Source organism: Geobacillus sp. FSL W8-0026, assembly GCF_037966255.1.
Taxonomy (GTDB): domain Bacteria; phylum Bacillota; class Bacilli; order Bacillales; family Anoxybacillaceae; genus Geobacillus; species Geobacillus icigianus.
In genome coordinates this window covers 76,095-91,922 of the sequence record NZ_CP150194.1, presented here as the reverse complement: position 1 = coordinate 91,922, position 15,828 = coordinate 76,095, and the positions used below count along the sequence as shown (strand labels likewise).

Below are 15,828 nucleotides of genomic sequence, written 5' to 3'. Positions count from 1 at the left end.
CACTTGTAGACGCAGACGCAAACGAAGCAGTGGAAGGAATTCTCATTCCTTCAAAACTGAACGAAACGAAAGCGCGATTGGTGAATGATTGGCCATTAGCGACCTTCGCTTTTCGTATTGTCTAGCTCCGACCGCCATCGGCTCGCGACGCTTCGGTCCTGCTGCGGCGGCATAGCCTCCTCGCAGGCCCTCCAGCGCGTTTCGCCGATAGGCGGGCGACCTTCGCTTTTCCCCTTAGAAAGGAGGTGATCCAGCCGCACCTTCCGGTACGGCTACCTTGTTACGACTTCACCCCAATCACTTGCCCCACCTTCGGCGGCTGGCTCCCGTCAGGGTTACCGCACCGACTTCGGGTGTTGCAAGCTCTCGTGGTGTGACGGGCGGTGTGTACAAGGCCCGGGAACGTATTCACCGCGGCATGCTGATCCGCGATTACTAGCGATTCCGGCTTCATGCAGGCGAGTTGCAGCCTGCAATCCGAACTGAGAGCGGCTTTTTGGGATTCGCTCCCCCTCGCGGGTTCGCTGCCCTTTGTACCGCCCATTGTAGCACGTGTGTAGCCCAGGTCATAAGGGGCATGATGATTTGACGTCATCCCCACCTTCCTCCGACTTGTCGCCGGCAGTCCCTCTAGAGTGCCCAACTGAATGCTGGCAACGAGAGGCGAGGGTTGCGCTCGTTGCGGGACTTAACCCAACATCTCACGACACGAGCTGACGACAACCATGCACCACCTGTCACCCTGTCCCCCCGAAGGGGGAACGCCCAATCTCTTGGGTGGTCAGGGGATGTCAAGACCTGGTAAGGTTCTTCGCGTTGCTTCGAATTAAACCACATGCTCCACCGCTTGTGCGGGCCCCCGTCAATTCCTTTGAGTTTCAGCCTTGCGGCCGTACTCCCCAGGCGGAGTGCTTATCGCGTTAGCTGCAGCACTAAAGGGTGTGACCCCTCTAACACTTAGCACTCATCGTTTACGGCGTGGACTACCAGGGTATCTAATCCTGTTTGCTCCCCACGCTTTCGCGCCTCAGCGTCAGTTACAGGCCAGAGAGCCGCCTTCGCCACTGGTGTTCCTCCACATCTCTACGCATTTCACCGCTACACGTGGAATTCCGCTCCCCTCTCCTGCACTCAAGCTCCCCAGTTTCCAATGACCCTCCACGGTTGAGCCGTGGGCTTTCACATCAGACTTAAGGAGCCGCCTGCGCGCGCTTTACGCCCAATAATTCCGGACAACGCTCGCCCCCTACGTATTACCGCGGCTGCTGGCACGTAGTTAGCCGGGGCTTTCTCGTGAGGTACCGTCACCGCGCCGCCTTGTTCAAACGGCGCTCCTTCGTCCCTCACAACAGAGCTTTACGACCCGAAGGCCTTCTTCGCTCACGCGGCGTCGCTCCGTCAGGCTTTCGCCCATTGCGGAAGATTCCCTACTGCTGCCTCCCGTAGGAGTCTGGGCCGTGTCTCAGTCCCAGTGTGGCCGGTCACCCTCTCAGGCCGGCTACGCATCGTCGCCTTGGTGAGCCGTTACCTCACCAACTAGCTAATGCGCCGCGGGCCCATCCGCAAGTGACAGCCAAAGGCCGCCTTTCAACCAAAGACCATGCGGTCTTCGGTGTTATCCGGTATTAGCTCCGGTTTCCCGGAGTTATCCCGGTCTTGCGGGCAGGTTGCCCACGTGTTACTCACCCGTCCGCCGCTGACCAAATAAGAGCAAGCTCTCATTCGGTCCGCTCGACTTGCATGTATTAGGCACGCCGCCAGCGTTCGTCCTGAGCCAGGATCAAACTCTCCAAAAGAAAGTTGATTGGCTTTTTGCTTCAGCCGCAGCGCCAAAGGCGCCGAGCGACCTCCGCTTTTCGTATTGTCTAGCTTCGGCCGCTATCGGCTCGCGACGCTTCGGTCCTGCTGCGGCGGCGATAGCCTCCTCGCAGGCCCTCCAGCGCGTTTCGCCGATAGGCAAGCGGCCTCAGCCTTTCGTTGCGCTTCGTTTCGTTCAGTTTTCAAGGAACGAGGATGGAGCCTATCGGGATCGAACCGATGACCTCCTGCGTGCAAAGCAGGCGCTCTCCCAGCTGAGCTAAGGCCCCACGTGCTCCGCGATCGGGAAGACAGGATTTGAACCTGCGACCCCATGGTCCCAAACCATGTGCTCTACCAAGCTGAGCTACTTCCCGCTAACGCGCTCGAGAGGATTCGAACCCCTAACCTTCTGATCCGTAGTCAGATGCTCTATCCAATTGAGCTACGAGCGCAAGTGCCGAGGGCCGGACTCGAACCGGCACGGTAGTTACCTACCCCAGGATTTTAAGTCCTGTGCGTCTGCCAATTCCGCCACCCCGGCTAACAGGCGAAATCGATTAAAGACAAATAAATGGAGCGGAAGACGGGACTCGAACCCGCGACCCCCACCTTGGCAAGGTGGTGTTCTACCACTGAACTACTTCCGCCCAGTTTTATGCGGGTGAAGGGACTCGAACCCCCACGCCCGTAAAGGGCACTAGACCCTGAATCTAGCGCGTCTGCCAATTCCGCCACACCCGCAAATCAATTGTGGTGAGCCATGGAGGACTCGAACCTCCGACCCTCTGATTAAAAGTCAGATGCTCTACCTACTGAGCTAATGGCTCATAGTTTGGTATACACTCAGATCTCTGACGATGTCCCTTCCTCTGCTAGCTGATCCAAGGATGCCGAGTGCGTCGGGACAACTCGCAGCAATTTCAAAGATGTAGCGCTCGTTGCTCTACCTACTGAGTGAATGGCTCATGTCATCATAACACTCTAAGTACTGATGAGCTCTACCTGCCTCTTCCTCTACGAGCCATTTCGAGGAAGCTAAGTGCGTCGAGGCAACTCGTAGTTAACTCGACGATGCAGCGCTCGTTGTTGCGCCAAAGGGATAAGTTAAGATGGTGGAGGATGACGGGATCGAACCGCCGACCCCTTGCTTGTAAGGCAAGTGCTCTCCCAGCTGAGCTAATCCTCCACGCCATCGCCTAGCAGCGACCTACTCTTGCAGGGGCGCTGGCCCCAACTACCATCGGCGCTGGAGGGCTTAACTTCCGTGTTCGGGATGGGAACGGGTGTTTCCCCTCCGCTATCACCACTAGGCGACCAATTAGACAAGTCATATTATAGCCAAATTGTTGCGTTTGTCAATACAATCTTTATTTTTGAACGCAACGATTGTCATTTCAGCATGCTATCACAATATAGCACACCAAAAACGGTTTGTCAACGATGATTTTTTATCTTCGTTCATAAAGACGACTTTTATTCTATACGCTTCTTGTTTTAAAGTCAATAGCCAATCGTCCCCTGTCAAGGAAAGAAACAGGGGACGATCGCTATCATTTATGGCGCATCTGTGGGAAGAGCAGCACGTCACGAATGGACGGCGAGTTGGTCAAGAGCATCACCAAGCGATCCACGCCGATGCCAAGCCCGCCTGTTGGCGGCATGCCGTATTCAAGCGCTTCAAGGAAGTCCTCGTCCATTTCATGCGCTTCATCGTTTCCTTGTTCGCGCTCTTTTAGCTGCGCCTCGAAGCGTTGACGCTGATCGATCGGGTCGTTCAGTTCGGTAAAGGCATTGGCATGTTCGCGCCCGACGATAAACAGCTCAAATCGGTCGGTAAAACGCGGGTCGTCCGGATTTTTCTTGGCCAATGGCGAAATTTCAACCGGATGGCCGTAAATAAACGTCGGCTGGATGAGATGGGACTCGACTTTTTGTTCAAAAAACTCGTTGACAATATGGCCAAAGGTCATGTGGGGAGCGACTTCCACGCCATGTTCTTTCGCCAGCTCCCGCGCCTCTTCGTCGCTCATCTGTCGCCAGAAATCGACGCCAACATATTCCTTGATGGCGTCAACCATATGGAGGCGCCGCCATTCGGGCGTTAAGTCAACGGTATGTTCGCCGTATTGAATTTTCGTCGTTCCGAGCACTTCATTGGCGATGTGGGCGATCAAATTTTCGGTCAGTTTCATGATGTCGCGGAAATCGGCGTACGCCTCGTACAATTCGAGCATCGTAAACTCCGGATTATGACGGGTGGAAATGCCCTCGTTCCGGAAAACGCGGCCGATCTCGTACACTTTTTCCAAACCGCCAACGATGAGCCGTTTTAAATGGAGCTCGATGGCGATTCGCATATAAAGCGTCATATCCAATGCGTTATGATGCGTAATGAACGGACGCGCCGCAGCGCCTCCAGCCACAGCGTGCATCATCGGCGTTTCAACTTCCAAATAACCATGGCTGTCAAGATACCGCCGCATTGATTGGATGATCAAACTGCGAGTAATAAACGTCTTCTTGCTTTCCGGATTCATGATTAAATCGAGATAACGCTGGCGGTAGCGCTGCTCAATGTCCTTAAGGCCGTGGTACTTCTCAGGCAGCGGGCGCAACGACTTGGTCAAAAATTCGTACGACGACACCTTAATGGAAAGTTCGCCGACTTTTGTTTTGAACACCGTGCCACGCACGCCAACGATATCGCCAAGATCGGAGATTTTAAACAGTTCGTACTGTTGTTCGCCGACATCGTCTTGGCGGACATAAATTTGGATTTGCCCTGTAACGTCTTGGATGTGGGCAAATCCCGCTTTGCCTTTGCCGCGCTTAGTCATGATGCGACCGGCGATAGCGACTTCGATCGGGTTTTCTTCTAGCTGCTCTTTTGACCATTCACCGTATAGTTCAAATAGCTCTTGTGCCTTGTGCGTGCGCTCGAACCGTTTGCCAAACGGGTCGACGCCCAATTCTTCGATTTTTTTCAGCTTTTCCCTGCGGACGAGTAGTTGGTCGTTCAATTCCTCGTGGCTCATAGCTCATTCACTCCATTTAGCGATTTTTTACGAAAAATACTGCCAGCGCCCGCTGGCAGTTCTCCCCTGCATGAACATCGTCCTTGTTGGACCATGTCATCTTCTATGGTCATGCATAGAAGACGGGGGCTTCTCCGATCATCCCATCTTATGCCGGAAAATGGGCTGAGCGATCCCCATGCGCCCCACGGTTCGATCACCGCCTTCGGTTGCGTCTTGACGCATTCCCCACTCTCCCTTTGCTTCGGAGCAGGAACCGTCTTGCAAAGCGACGCTAAACAGCTTCGGCGTTCGCCGCTGCTTGGGCTTCTGCTTCTTCCGCTACTTGAAGCAGCAGCGCGGCCAATTCGTCTCGCGTTTCGCATTCGTTGATGGCATTGCGGATTTTCGCCGCCCCACGAATCCCTTTTAAATACCAAGCTGCGTGTTTGCGCATTTCTTTTACGGCGATATACTCGCCTTTTAAGGCAATCAACCGATCCAAATGCAACAGGCAAACATCGATTTTTTCCCGCGGCGTCGGTTCGGGGATGAGTTCCCCCGTTTCTAAATAGCGGACCGTGCGGTAGATCATCCACGGATTGCCGAGCGCCGCCCGCCCGATCATGACACCGTCGACTCCTGTCTCTTCCAGCATCCGTTTGGCATCTTGCGGCGTTTTGACATCGCCGTTGCCGATGACAGGGATGTTGACCGCTTCTTTCACTTGCTTGATGATGTTCCAATCCGCTTTTCCTTCATACATTTGCACCCTTGTCCGTCCGTGGACAGCGACAGCTTTGCCGCCGGCGCGCTCGACAGCTTGAGCGTTTTCGACGGCGTAAATGTGCTGTTCATCCCAACCGATCCGCATTTTCACCGTGACCGGTTTTTCCACGGCATCAACGATCGCGGCAACGACATCATAGATTTTATTCGGATCAAGCAGCCATTTCGCTCCAGCGTCACAATTTGTAATTTTCGGCACTGGGCAACCCATGTTAATGTCGATGATATCGGCATTCGTATTTTTATCGACAAATTTCGCCGCTTTGACAAGCGTTTCTTTCTCGCCGCCGAAAATTTGCAAACTGATCGGCTTTTCCCGCTCATCGATGTACAACATATTCAACGTTTTTTCATTGTTGTATACGATTCCTTTGTCGCTGACCATCTCAGCGCATACGAGCCCGGCGCCGAATTCTTTGACGGTCAGGCGGAACGCCGAGTTGCACACGCCTGCCATCGGAGCGAGCACGACACGGTTTTTGATTTCGACGTCACCGATGCGAAACATCGAAAACGCCTCCTTTCTACTTGTTTGATTCGAACGTTGGCGGAGACAGCTCCTCCACTGACACATTCAACCGTTCGGCGATTTGCCCGATGAGCACATCGGATGGCATCCGATTACCACGCTCAATTTCACCAAGAATGGATACTGAAATACCAAGCTCCTTAGCCAACTTTTCTTGTGTATATCCTTTCAGCTTTCGAAAAGCGCGAATACGTTTTCCCCATCTTTCTGCTTCCATAGGCGAACTCCTTTTTTGTCCGGCAGCCGGTCAATGATGTCGGTTAGCGGTTCAGAAAGAGTTGGTATGGTCACAAACGCATTGACTTCCAACAACGGAATGAGCACAAACGCCCGCTCCATCATGCGCGGATGCGGGATCGTCAGTTGCTCTGTCTCAATATTTTCATGATTATACAGCAAAATGTCAAGGTCTAACGTTCGCGGCCCCCAACGGACTTCCCTTTTTCTCCCCAATTTTTGTTCGATTTCTTGGGTCACGTCAAGCAAGGCAAACGGTGATAGCGTTGTCGCCACCTCGATCACCATGTTTAAAAACTTGCCTTGCTGTACATAGCCAACCGGGTCGGTTTCATAAATGGATGAACTGGATGTTACAGCAATTTCCTTATGATCATTCAGCGCTTCAATCGCCGAACGCAAATATGACAAACGGTCTCCGAGATTGGAACCTAACGCAATGTACGCGATCGTTTCCATTCAACGCCCCCTGCTCATCTCGACCGCGACGTGCTGATAATGGCCGCGGATCGGCGGATTCGGTTTGATCACTTTCACCGTGCAGCGCTGGATACGAGGAAACGCTGCAAGCAAGTCGGCGGCGATCGCTTCGGCGACCGCCTCGATCAAGGCAAACGTCCGTTCTTCCACAATCATCCGGCAGCGCTCGTACACATCAGCGTAGTTGATGGTATGCTCAAGACGGTCGCTCCGCCCAGCGGACTGCAAATCGAGCTCCAGCGTCACATCGACCAAAAACCGCTGGCCGAGGATGTTTTCTTCGCGAAGCACCCCGTGGTAGCCGTAAAATTCCATGCCGTGCACGTAAATTTTATCGATGGCTGCTCTCTCCCTTCCCAAGCATGGCATCCATCATTTTCACCATGCGAGCGATCGGCAATACATCGTGGACGCGGACGATATGCACGCCTTTGACGATGCCGAGGCAAACGGTCGCGCCCGTTCCTTCCACCCGATCCTCTACCGGCAAATCGAGCACATGGCCGATAAACCGTTTGCGCGACGTACCGAGCAACAGCGGATAGCCAAGAGCGGCAAATTCGTCAAGACGGCGCATCACTTCCAAGTTATGCTCGACCGTCTTGGCGAAGCCGATGCCTGGGTCTAAAATGATGTTTTCCTCTTTCACACCGGCTCCTTTGGCAATGCGAATGCTTTCCTGCAAATCAGCGATCATGTCGGAAATCAACTCGCGATACGCCATATCGCGGCGGTTGTGCATTAAAATAATCGGCACGCCGTACGTGGCGGCGACGCGCGCCATATCGGGATCGGCTTTTGCTCCCCAAACGTCGTTGATGATGTGCGCTCCGGCTTCGATCGCTTGCCGGGCGACCTCGGCTTTGTAAGTGTCAATGGAAATGGGTACGTTCACCGCCTCAGCGATCGCTTTGACCGCCGGGATGACTCGGCGCAGCTCTTCATCGAGCGGCACTGGATCTGCCCCCGGACGAGTTGATTCCCCGCCGATGTCAATGATGTCTGCTCCTTCCGCTACAAGCCGCTTCGCGTGCTTGACCGCGTTTTCGATGTCGTAAAACCGGCCGCCGTCGGAAAACGAATCGGGCGTAACGTTGACAATGCCCATGATTAACGTTTTTTTGCTTAAGTCAAATTCATGCCCGCGGCATTGAAGCCGAAGAGGGCGCGTCAATGTTGTCATCAGCCGTTCATCCTTTCCGCCAATTCATTCCTCGTCCATAACTGATGGGCCAAGCGCCGGTAATGATGCTGCAGCGTCTGAACGACCGGGCCGTTTTTTCCTTGGTAGACGCAACGGCCAATGCGGAAAAGGGGGACAATTTCCTGCACCGAGTTGGTGATAAACGCTTCGTCCGCCTGCAACAGATGGGAGAGCGGATAGGCCCCTTCTTCAACGGGAATGCCCAACTGTCTGAGCAGTGCGATGACGAATTGTCTTGTGATGCCGTTCAATATGCCGACAGCCGGCGCCGGCGTGTAGACAACGCCGTCTTTCACCCAAAAAAGATTGGAAACGATCCCCTCCGCTACCGCCCCTTCTGAATTCAAAAAAATTCCTTCCGCATCCGGTCGATGTCCGAGCTCCCATTTCCCAATCATATTGTTTAAATAATGGTGCGACTTTAGTCGCTCCTTTCCTTCCGGGCTGTTCCTCCTTGTCGCGAGCACCACCCCTTCTTTTCCTTCCGAGGGGGCAGGCGGCGGCAGCGGCTTCATATAGACAATCACGGTCGGACTTCGGTACTTTTCGATCGGCAAGCCGAGATCGCCGACCCCGGCCGATACATTGAAGCGCACATACGCGTCGCACAAGCCATTGGCTTCGAGCAACTGTTCGATGATCGCCACCGCTTCGGCGCGGCCGAACTGCCTTTCGATGTGAAGCTCAGACAGCCCTTTGTTCAATCGGGCCAAATGATCGTCAAGCAAAAACGGGTGACCGCGATACGTGCGGAACGTTTCAAATAAGCCGAGCCCATATAAAAACCCGTGATCGAACGCTGACAGCCGAGCCTCCTCGCGCGGAACGACCGCCCCGTTCATATACACATACATGACCGTCACGCCTTTTTATATGTGTCGATAAAATTTTTCAATAGCTGCATCCCATGGCTGGTCATAATCGATTCGGGGTGAAACTGCACGCCTTCCACCGGCAGCGTTTGATGGCGAATGGCCATCACTTCCTCCTCTTCCGTCCAAGCCGACACGACGAAACAGTCCGGAAGCGTCTCTTTCTCGACGATCAAAGAATGGTAGCGCGTGGCCGTAAACGGGTTCGGCACGCCGCGGAAAATCGTCTCCCCATCATGGTAGACGGACGATGTTTTCCCATGCATCAACCTTGGCGCGCGGACGACGCGGCCGCCGAATGCTTGGGCGATGGCTTGATGGCCAAGGCAGACGCCGAAAATCGGAATTTGACCGGCAAAGCGATCAATGACTTCTAGGCTGACCCCTGCCTCATTCGGTGTGCAAGGGCCGGGGGAAATCATGATAAAATCGGGGCGGAGCCGTTCGATTTCAGCCACCGTAATTTCATCATTCCGTTTGACAATCAGCTCTTCGCCCAACACGCCCAAATATTGCACCAAATTGTACGTAAACGAATCGTAATTATCAATCATGACGATCATCAATTCTCACCTCGTGCTCAAAAATAATGCCTCTGCTTCGCTCAGCTCTTTCGCTTTCCAAAGGGCGGCCGCTTTCTTTACACATTCCTTGTACTCATGCTCCGGGTTGGAGTCGATGACGATGCCCGCCCCTGCCTGGACATGCGCCAATCCGTCTTTGACGACCATCGTGCGAATGGCGATGTTGAGCTCCATGTTGCCTTGAAAATCGATCCAACCGATCGAACCCGTATACAAGCCGCGGCGAACCGGCTCCAGCTCTTCAATAATTTCCATTGTTCGCACTTTGGGGGCGCCGGTGATCGTCCCGCCGGGGAACATGGCGCGAATGACGGAAAACGCATCGTGCTCCGGCGCCATCGTGCCGGATACGTGAGAAACGATATGCATCACATGAGAATACTTTTCGATAGTCATCCATTCGTCCACGCGAACCGTCCCGTAGGCACAGACGCGCCCAAGGTCGTTCCGTTCGAGATCAACGAGCATGGCGTGCTCGGCCCGCTCTTTTTCACTCGCCAGCAACTTGCGGGCGATTTGTTCATCCTCTGCCGCTGTCCGACCGCGCGAACGGGTGCCGGCAATCGGGCGCGTCTCAAGGCGCCATCCCCGCTTGCGGACGAGCAACTCCGGCGAGCCGCTGACCACTTGAAACTCCGGGGTGTGCAAATACGCCATATAAGGGGATGGATTTAGAGCCCGCAACTGTTTGTAGACGGCAAATGGGTGTGTCAACAGCGGCTGCGACTGGCGCACCGATAGGTTGACTTGAAACACGTCGCCCGCCGCAATATAGCGCTGCACGCGGCGAACCGCCTCCATAAACCGCTCTTTTGTCATTGACATAGATGGCGTCGCTCTCGAGGCGGCAAACGGCCAAACAGGGGATTCCGTCCGGTCCTCGAGCCACATCCGCGCCTGCTCCTCAAGCCGCTGCTTGGCATCGTCTTCCTCCCCTTCATTCGCATAGACAAGCAAATGAAGCTGTTCCGTTTGGTGGTCATAAATCGCTACGTCATCAAAGAGAAAAAAATACAAAAACGGCAGTCGCAAATCATCTTGCGCGAGCACCGGGAGCCGTTCTAAATAACGAACGGCATCATAGCTAACGAAACCGATCAGCCCGCCTTGGCAAGGCAGCGAGTCGCCTTCATCCGGCACGGCGAACGAGCGAAACCATTGCCGGAGCCCTTCAAGCGGCGAGCCGTCGAGCACCGTTTCACCCTCGCGCTGCTTGATGAAGAGCCGTTGCTCATCAGCGCGGATCACTCCGATCGGGTCAAGGCCGATCACGCTATACCTTCCCCCTTGACCGCTCTGAAGCAACACATGATGAGACCGGCCATAGGCCAGCCGCTCATACTGGCGGAACCAATCCCGCCCGCGATAGTCGATCGTTCGTTTCAGTCGCCTGCGCCGCTGCTTCATCCTTGTCAGCTCCTTATGGTGTCCATCGTTACTCTTATTGTACAATGATTCGCTGTTCCGGTCATCCTCCCTATAAAAAATTCGACAGGGTCGCCCCTGCCGAGAAATGCTAGTCTTATTCTTCGAACTGGTAAAGAGGAGTGCTCAAATAACGTTCGCCGTTGCTCGGGATGATGGCGAGCACTTTTTTCCCTTTGCCGAGCTCTTTCGCCACTTTCAATGCCGCATGAATCGCGGCGCCAGACGAAATGCCGCCGAGAATGCCTTCCTCGCGAGCCGCGCGGCGGGCCGCCGCAAACGCTTCTTCCGTAGTCACCGTGATCACTTCGTCGTAAATGCTTGTATCTAAAATATCCGGAATAAACCCGGCTCCAATTCCTTGGATTTTATGCGGACCCGGTTTGCCGCCAGACAACACCGGCGAATCGGCCGGTTCAACGGCGTAAATTTTAATGTTCGGATACGCCTCGCGCAATACTTTTCCAGCACCTGTAATCGTTCCGCCCGTGCCGATGCCGGCGACAAACGCATCGAGCTGGTCGCCCATTTGCTCCACGATCTCTTTGCCGGTCGTCAAGCGATGAATTTCCGGGTTCGCTTCGTTTTTAAATTGCTGCGGCATAAAGTAGCCGTGCTCGCGGACGAGCTCTTCCGCCTTGGCGATGGCGCCGCGCATCCCTTGTGCGCCCGGTGTGAGCACAAGCTCGGCCCCATACGCCCGCAGCAGGTTGCGGCGCTCCAAGCTCATCGTATCCGGCATGACCAAGACCGCCTTATACCCTTTCGCCGCCGCGACCATCGCCAAACCGATCCCAGTGTTGCCGCTTGTCGGCTCAACGATCGTGTCGCCCGGCTTCAGCTTGCCTGCTTTTTCCGCCGCTTCAATCATCGCCAGCGCAATCCGGTCTTTGACGCTGCTGCCCGGGTTCATAAATTCCAGCTTCAAGTACACGTCCGCGCTGTCTTCATCGACGATGCGGTTCAATTTCACGGCCGGCGTATCGCCGATCAATTCGGTGATCGAGTTGACTGTGCGTGCCACGATTCCACCCCTAATCCCGATTAATTTTATCGAATTTGTTTCCAATGTATCAGTTATTGGCGTAATTGTCAATCATTTTGATGTTTTCATCCTTTTTTGGCGAGTTGCTTGAGCTGCTCCAGTTCCTCTTTGGTAAAATGATACGCTTCGTTGCAAAAATGGCATGAAGCCTCGGCCTTGCCTTCTTTGTCAATGATGTCTTGGATTTCATCAGCCCCTAGGCTGATCAAGGCGTCCGCAATCCGCTCGCGCGAACAGCGGCAAGCGAAAGACACCGGCATCGTTTCAAGCACCCGCACGCCGCCGTCACCGAGCAGCTGTTCGAGCATCTGCTCCGGGCTGAGCCCGCTTTCAATCATGCGCGATACGGGCGGAATTTGTTTCAGCCGCTCTTCAATGCCGGTGATCGTACGCTCGTCCGTTCCGGGCATTAACTGGATGATAAAACCTCCCGCCGCCCGAATCGTATGATCGGAATTGACGAGCACACCTACGCCGACCGATGACGGAATTTGCTCGGACGAAGCAAAATAATACGTAAAATCATCGCCGAGCTCCCCGGAGACAAGCGGCACTTGTCCGGTGAAAAAGTCGCGCAGGCCTAAATCTTTCACGACCGTCAACATCCCGTTTTTGCCAACCGCCCGCGCCACATCGAGCTTCCCATGCTCATTCAGTTCAAAATGGACATGCGGGTTTGTCACATAGCCACGCACTTCCCCTTTGGCGTTGCTGTCAACCAAAATGACGCCAATCGGGCCGCCGCCGTCAATTTTTATCGTCAACGTTTCCTCGCCTTTCAGCATCACCCCCATCATGACGCCGGCGGTCAACGCCCGGCCGAGGGCCGCTGAGGCGGTCGGCCACGTCTGGTGGCGGCGTTGCGCTTCGGCAACCGTCTCCGTTGTCCTTGCCGCATACGCCCTCACTTGTCCATCATAAGCGAGCGCTTTCACTAAATAATCGTTCATCTCCATCAAGCCTTTCATCCTTTTTTCTCTATATTTTTCTCATACAACAATTTCAGTCCTGTCAGCGTTAAAAACGGATCTACGACATCAATGACGTCCGACTCGCTGGCAATGAGCGGAGCGAGACCACCGGTCGCAATCACCTTGGGCGGAACTTTGCTTTTGGCTTTCATTCGGGAAACGATCCCTTCCACCTGCCCAACGTAACCGTACACGATGCCCGCCTGCATGGCGCTGACTGTATTTTTGCCAACGATATCGTCCGGACGGGCGATTTCAATACGCGGCAACTTCGCCGCCCGCGCAAACAGCGCTTCGGTTGAGATCATAATTCCCGGGGCAATGGCCCCTCCCATATATTGTTTATGTTCATTAATGTAACAATACGTCGTCGCCGTGCCAAAATCAACGATGATGAGCGGACTGCCGTACAGGTGGATGCCGGCGACCGCATTGACAATTCGGTCAGCTCCGACTTCGCGTGGGTTTTCGTATTTGATGTCAAGCCCGGTTTTAATGCCGGGACCAACAATCAGCGGCTTAATATGAAAATATTTTACGCACATCCGCTCAAGAGCGAACATGATCGGCGGCACCACCGATGAGATGATGATGCCATGAATGTCGGAAAACTGAAGACCGACATGGTTGAAAAGCGACTTGATCGTCATGCCGTACTCGTCTTCCGTCTTCGCCCGGTTCGTCTCAATGCGCCAATGGTGCCTCAGTTCATCGCCGTCGTAAACTCCTAACACCGTGTTTGTATTGCCGACATCCAAGACAAAAATCATCGCTTCATTCCTCACTTTTCACAAATAAAATTCCCCTTTCTATCATATCATAATTGCCGCCAAAAAGCCGGCTCTCTTCCCGGCGCAGCGGCAAAAAAAGAGATGCCTCCAAAACAGAGACATCCGCTCTCATTCGTCTTTCTTTTGAATGTTGATTTTGACATCCACGGTCTCATCGCGCCCTTTGCGATCTGGCGGCAACGTGCCGTGTTCAAACAAATGCTTGATTTGTTCGGCATCGAGCGTCTCGACTTCCAACAAGGTATTGGCGATCAAATCCAATTTATCCCGGTACTCGGTCAAAATTTGTTTCGCTTTGTCGTAGCATTCCTTGATGATGCGTTGAATCTCTAGGTCAATTTCATACGCGATCTTGTCGCTGTAGTTTTGTTCGTTATGCAAATCGCGGCCTAAAAACACTTGCCCGCTCGGTTGGCCAAATTGAAGCGGTCCGAGTTTTTCGCTCATGCCAAACTCCGTCACCATGCGGCGCGCGATGTTCGTCGCCCGTTGGAAATCGTTGTGGGCTCCGGTGCTTACTTCGTTGAACACAATTTCCTCGGCAACGCGCCCGCCGAGCAACCCGGTGATCTTATCCATGAGTTCGGCTTTCGTCATAAAGTAGCGGTCTTCTTTCGGCAACATGACCGCATAGCCGCCGGCTTGGCCGCGCGGAACGATCGTCACTTTGTGCACCATTTCCGCATCGGCGAGCACCATGCCGATCACCGTATGGCCGGCCTCGTGAAACGCGACGATGCGCCGTTCTTTTTCGGAAATGACGCGGCTTTTCTTCGCCGGTCCGGCAATTACCCGGTCCGTCGCCTCATCGATATCGCTCATATCGATTTTCTTTTTGTTGCGGCGCGCAGCTACAAGCGCCGCTTCATTGAGCAGATTTTCCAAATCGGCGCCGGAAAATCCCGGTGTCCGCATGGCGATCGTCTTCAAGTCAACCGATTCATCGAGCGGCTTGTTGCGGGCATGCACGCGCAACACCGCTTCGCGCCCTTTGACATCCGGCCGGTCGACAGTGATTTGCCGGTCGAAACGGCCCGGACGCAACAGCGCTGGGTCCAAAATGTCCGGTCGGTTCGTCGCCGCGATAATAATGATCCCTTCGTTGCCGTTAAAGCCGTCCATTTCAACAAGCAGTTGGTTGAGCGTCTGCTCGCGCTCGTCATGGCCGCCGCCAAGACCGGCGCCACGCTGGCGGCCCACGGCGTCAATTTCATCAATGAAGATGATGCACGGCGCATTTTTTTTCGCCGTTTCAAATAAGTCGCGCACGCGCGAGGCGCCGACCCCGACGAACATTTCTACAAAGTCCGACCCGCTGATCGAGAAAAACGGCACGCCCGCCTCCCCTGCGACCGCGCGCGCCAGCAGCGTTTTCCCTGTCCCCGGCGGTCCAACAAGCAGCACTCCTTTTGGAATGCGGGCGCCGAGCTCCGCAAATTTGCGCGGGTCTTTCAAAAACTCAACGATTTCGACGAGTTCCTCTTTTTCCTCGTCCGCCCCAGCCACATCACGGAAACGGACTTTCCGCTTGTCATCCGTATACAGCCGCGCCCGGCTTTTGCCGAAATTCATCACCCGGCTGCCACCGCCTTGCGCTTGATTCAGCAAGAAGAAAAACAAAATAAACATGATGACAAACGGGAGGATGGAGGTAAAGAACGTCACCCATCCGCTCGTTTCATCCGCCGGCACCACTTCCACCCGCGTTCGCGCCGCCGCAGCGTCAATGCGGTCAAGCACTTTATCGCTATTCACGACATAGGTGGAAAAATACTGCCCCTCATTATATGTTCTCAATCGACCTTTAATTTCATATACGCCGCGCTCCGGCTTAATGGAAAACGATTCGACATCCCCGTTTTCCAGATGAGTGATAAACCTATCGTACGTCATCGGCTCCGTCCGCTGATTCGTTCCGTTAAAAAAGCTGACAACGCCGATCACGACGAGGAAAATCAGCAAATAAAAGATGGTGTTGCGCAAAATGCGGTTCATTGCTTGCCTCCTCCCATATGAAACACACTATACTCAATACTATCATAGAAATTTGCTGAAATACAAACAATTCGGCCGGCGCGCAACAACGG

13 protein-coding genes, 8 tRNA genes and 2 rRNA genes are annotated in these 15,828 nt (G+C 54.1%); all 23 read right to left on the bottom strand.

Annotation, left to right across the window (positions count from 1 at the left end):
• Nucleotides 1-238: 238 nt before the first annotated feature.
• Nucleotides 239-1,796: ribosomal RNA gene (locus tag NST29_RS00485) — 16S ribosomal RNA — on the bottom strand.
• 218 nt (nucleotides 1,797-2,014) lie between these two features.
• Nucleotides 2,015-2,087: transfer RNA gene (locus NST29_RS00480), tRNA-Ala, on the bottom strand.
• A gap of 13 nt (nucleotides 2,088-2,100) precedes the next feature.
• A tRNA-Pro gene (locus tag NST29_RS00475) sits at nucleotides 2,101-2,174 on the bottom strand.
• Nucleotides 2,175-2,178: 4 nt separating this feature from the next.
• Nucleotides 2,179-2,252: transfer RNA gene (locus NST29_RS00470), tRNA-Arg, on the bottom strand.
• A gap of 3 nt (nucleotides 2,253-2,255) precedes the next feature.
• Nucleotides 2,256-2,341 (bottom strand) — tRNA-Leu (locus NST29_RS00465).
• A gap of 31 nt (nucleotides 2,342-2,372) precedes the next feature.
• Nucleotides 2,373-2,447: transfer RNA gene (locus tag NST29_RS00460), tRNA-Gly, on the bottom strand.
• A 9-nt stretch (nucleotides 2,448-2,456) separates the two neighbouring features.
• Nucleotides 2,457-2,541 (bottom strand) — tRNA-Leu (locus tag NST29_RS00455).
• A 10-nt stretch (nucleotides 2,542-2,551) separates the two neighbouring features.
• Nucleotides 2,552-2,627, bottom strand: a tRNA-Lys gene (locus NST29_RS00450).
• Between the two features lie 283 nt (nucleotides 2,628-2,910).
• Nucleotides 2,911-2,986: transfer RNA gene (locus NST29_RS00445), tRNA-Val, on the bottom strand.
• An 8-nt stretch (nucleotides 2,987-2,994) separates the two neighbouring features.
• Nucleotides 2,995-3,111 (bottom strand): 5S ribosomal RNA (gene rrf / locus NST29_RS00440).
• Nucleotides 3,112-3,350: 239 nt separating this feature from the next.
• Nucleotides 3,351-4,835 (bottom strand): lysine--tRNA ligase, encoded by a 1,485-nt coding sequence (gene lysS, locus NST29_RS00435; RefSeq protein ID WP_033022337.1) that lies wholly within the window; start codon nucleotides 4,833-4,835, stop codon nucleotides 3,351-3,353.
• A gap of 274 nt (nucleotides 4,836-5,109) precedes the next feature.
• Complete coding sequence (gene dusB, locus NST29_RS00430) at nucleotides 5,110-6,111, bottom strand: tRNA dihydrouridine synthase DusB (RefSeq protein ID WP_033022338.1); 1,002 nt, start codon at nucleotides 6,109-6,111, stop codon at nucleotides 5,110-5,112.
• 16 nt (nucleotides 6,112-6,127) lie between these two features.
• Nucleotides 6,128-6,349: a helix-turn-helix transcriptional regulator gene (locus NST29_RS00425; RefSeq protein WP_033022339.1), complete on the bottom strand. Its 222-nt coding sequence runs from the start codon at nucleotides 6,347-6,349 to the stop codon at nucleotides 6,128-6,130.
• Complete coding sequence (gene folK, locus NST29_RS00420; RefSeq protein ID WP_033022340.1) at nucleotides 6,301-6,828, bottom strand: 2-amino-4-hydroxy-6-hydroxymethyldihydropteridine diphosphokinase; 528 nt, start codon at nucleotides 6,826-6,828, stop codon at nucleotides 6,301-6,303. Before folK ends, NST29_RS00425 begins: the two co-directional genes overlap by 49 nt.
• Nucleotides 6,829-7,188, bottom strand: coding sequence for a dihydroneopterin aldolase (gene folB / locus NST29_RS00415; RefSeq protein WP_304439356.1), 360 nt, complete (start codon nucleotides 7,186-7,188; stop codon nucleotides 6,829-6,831).
• Nucleotides 7,181-8,032 (bottom strand): dihydropteroate synthase, encoded by an 852-nt coding sequence (gene folP / locus NST29_RS00410; protein ID WP_033022341.1) that lies wholly within the window; start codon nucleotides 8,030-8,032, stop codon nucleotides 7,181-7,183. The genes folB and folP overlap by 8 nt, the downstream gene beginning before the upstream one ends.
• Nucleotides 8,032-8,907 (bottom strand): aminodeoxychorismate lyase, encoded by an 876-nt coding sequence (gene pabC / locus NST29_RS00405; RefSeq protein ID WP_033022343.1) that lies wholly within the window; start codon nucleotides 8,905-8,907, stop codon nucleotides 8,032-8,034. The genes folP and pabC overlap by 1 nt, the downstream gene beginning before the upstream one ends.
• A gap of 5 nt (nucleotides 8,908-8,912) precedes the next feature.
• Nucleotides 8,913-9,488 (bottom strand): aminodeoxychorismate/anthranilate synthase component II, encoded by a 576-nt coding sequence (gene pabA / locus NST29_RS00400; protein WP_033022345.1) that lies wholly within the window; start codon nucleotides 9,486-9,488, stop codon nucleotides 8,913-8,915.
• A gap of 6 nt (nucleotides 9,489-9,494) precedes the next feature.
• On the bottom strand, nucleotides 9,495-10,916 hold the full coding sequence (pabB, locus tag NST29_RS00395) for an aminodeoxychorismate synthase component I (RefSeq protein ID WP_033022347.1): 1,422 nt from the start codon (nucleotides 10,914-10,916) through the stop codon (nucleotides 9,495-9,497).
• A gap of 115 nt (nucleotides 10,917-11,031) precedes the next feature.
• A complete protein-coding gene (gene cysK / locus NST29_RS00390) occupies nucleotides 11,032-11,958 on the bottom strand; it encodes a cysteine synthase A (RefSeq protein WP_033022348.1) in 927 nt (308 codons plus the stop codon).
• Nucleotides 11,959-12,044: 86 nt separating this feature from the next.
• The gene (gene hslO, locus NST29_RS00385) at nucleotides 12,045-12,929 is read right to left on the bottom strand and encodes an Hsp33 family molecular chaperone HslO (protein WP_339232974.1); all 885 of its coding nucleotides are present in this window, start codon (nucleotides 12,927-12,929) and stop codon (nucleotides 12,045-12,047) included.
• Between the two features lie 14 nt (nucleotides 12,930-12,943).
• Complete coding sequence (locus NST29_RS00380; protein ID WP_033022350.1) at nucleotides 12,944-13,720, bottom strand: type III pantothenate kinase; 777 nt, start codon at nucleotides 13,718-13,720, stop codon at nucleotides 12,944-12,946.
• 129 nt (nucleotides 13,721-13,849) lie between these two features.
• Nucleotides 13,850-15,736, bottom strand: coding sequence for an ATP-dependent zinc metalloprotease FtsH (ftsH, locus tag NST29_RS00375; RefSeq protein WP_033842720.1), 1,887 nt, complete (start codon nucleotides 15,734-15,736; stop codon nucleotides 13,850-13,852).
• Between the last annotated feature and the right edge of the window lie 92 nt (nucleotides 15,737-15,828).

What these genes read in the sequence shown, in the direction of transcription:
- pabC (WP_033022343.1), bottom strand. Translation starts at nt 8,907, where the DNA reads ATGTATGTGTATATGAACGGGGCGGTCGTTCCGCGCGAGGAGGCTCGG.
- folK (WP_033022340.1), bottom strand. Translation starts at nt 6,828, where the DNA reads ATGGAAACGATCGCGTACATTGCGTTAGGTTCCAATCTCGGAGACCGT.
- pabA (WP_033022345.1), bottom strand. Translation starts at nt 9,488, where the DNA reads ATGATCGTCATGATTGATAATTACGATTCGTTTACGTACAATTTGGTG.
- hslO (WP_339232974.1), bottom strand. Translation starts at nt 12,929, where the DNA reads ATGAACGATTATTTAGTGAAAGCGCTCGCTTATGATGGACAAGTGAGG.
- NST29_RS00380 (WP_033022350.1), bottom strand. Translation starts at nt 13,720, where the DNA reads ATGATTTTTGTCTTGGATGTCGGCAATACAAACACGGTGTTAGGAGTT.
- NST29_RS00425 (WP_033022339.1), bottom strand. Translation starts at nt 6,349, where the DNA reads ATGGAAGCAGAAAGATGGGGAAAACGTATTCGCGCTTTTCGAAAGCTG.
- pabB (WP_033022347.1), bottom strand. Translation starts at nt 10,916, where the DNA reads ATGAAGCAGCGGCGCAGGCGACTGAAACGAACGATCGACTATCGCGGG.
- ftsH (WP_033842720.1), bottom strand. Translation starts at nt 15,736, where the DNA reads ATGAACCGCATTTTGCGCAACACCATCTTTTATTTGCTGATTTTCCTC.
- lysS (WP_033022337.1), bottom strand. Translation starts at nt 4,835, where the DNA reads ATGAGCCACGAGGAATTGAACGACCAACTACTCGTCCGCAGGGAAAAG.
- dusB (WP_033022338.1), bottom strand. Translation starts at nt 6,111, where the DNA reads ATGTTTCGCATCGGTGACGTCGAAATCAAAAACCGTGTCGTGCTCGCT.
- folP (WP_033022341.1), bottom strand. Translation starts at nt 8,032, where the DNA reads ATGACAACATTGACGCGCCCTCTTCGGCTTCAATGCCGCGGGCATGAA.